Consider the following 1218-nt stretch of genomic DNA (forward strand, 5'->3'; position numbering starts at 1 on the left):
GCCGACGCCGCTCGACCCCGCTGATGATCTCCATCCCACCCACCTGCCCTTACCGACACTCTTACGAACGTCAGTAAGATCAGCGGGCACCCAGGCCAGGGAAGGCGGCCGTCGGCGGATGGGTACTCACCTTTGGCAGGCTCTGAGGCCGATCTTTCAGGCTAAAGGCATCCAGCGCGGCACCATCGCGCACGATCTCCGAGAGACCCGCCTACTCCGCAATCGCGTGGCGCATTATGAGCCGATCCTCGCGATGCCGTTGGCGCACCGGTATGCCGATATCACGACGTTGACGGGCTGGCTGTCCCCAAGTGCCGCCGCATGGATAGCCCGCTATTCAACCTGGCCCAGCCTGTACCCGGCCGTTCCAATCCTTGTGCCTGAGCCAAGGAGTGGGGGCCTCGTCGTCGCCCAAGCTGTCCTTCCCTTCCTTCCGCAATAGCAAGAGGGACAGGTTCCCTCAGGGTGGCTAGCCGCTCACTTACGACGCCGCTGCCCGTCAGCAGGCGTGATGACCAGACACTGACCTTCGGGGCCATCGCGAGCCCTTGGCTTTGCCCGGGGCCCACTCCCCTCACATCCGCCCGCCGCCCTACCCGGAGGCAAATGAGGGCCGAGGTATCCGGCCTAAAGTGTGAATGGGGAGTGGCCCGTTCAGTTCCAGGTTTCCAGCCCGTTACCGAACAAGTATGTTCTTCCATCTAAGGTAGCAGAGAGGGGGCAAGGCGTTACCGGACGCCCTTCTGATCGATTCCCTCCTAAGCTGAACCGAGGGAGGTAGAATGCCGAGAGGTAAACCCGTCGAATTGGAGACGCGGACCTTCGCCAACCAGAAGGAAGCCACGGCCTTCTTCAAAGCCATGCTCAATCGCTATCGTCCGAAACAGCGCATTTCCGACGCTGATGCAGCCGACCTGGCAGCATTATTGAAGCGTCACAGCGAATACCACGCGAAGGTGGGCATCGGCGTTGACCACTTCGAAGTGATGAGAGCGGAATACGGCACTCAATGTTTTCGCCTCGTTCGCGTCGATGGTACGGGCGAAGACTTCTCCTATCCGCATTGCATAGCGGGCCGGGACGCTGGGTGACTAGTGGGTCACTTGCCTCGGACTGTGCCATTCTTTTGGACAGCGACGGTGTGGTGAGAGCGGCTGCCGAGTGTGAGCACCCGAGCCGCCAAGTGCGTGTGCGTCGCCGCGTTGCTTTCGGCGCCTT

The 1218-nt window shown here is 61.4% G+C and carries 1 protein-coding gene; it reads left to right on the plus strand.

Features of this window, described 5'->3' with window-relative positions; genetic code table 11:
- Nucleotides 1–782: 782 nt before the first annotated feature.
- Nucleotides 783–1091, plus strand: coding sequence for a DCL family protein (locus ACO1BU_RS37470; RefSeq protein ID WP_424140918.1), 309 nt, complete (start codon nucleotides 783–785; stop codon nucleotides 1089–1091).
- Nucleotides 1092–1218: the final 127 nt, after the last annotated feature.

Origin of the sequence: Roseomonas chloroacetimidivorans (assembly GCF_049629625.1) — a bacterium.
GTDB lineage: Bacteria > Pseudomonadota > Alphaproteobacteria > Acetobacterales > Acetobacteraceae > Roseomonas > Roseomonas chloroacetimidivorans.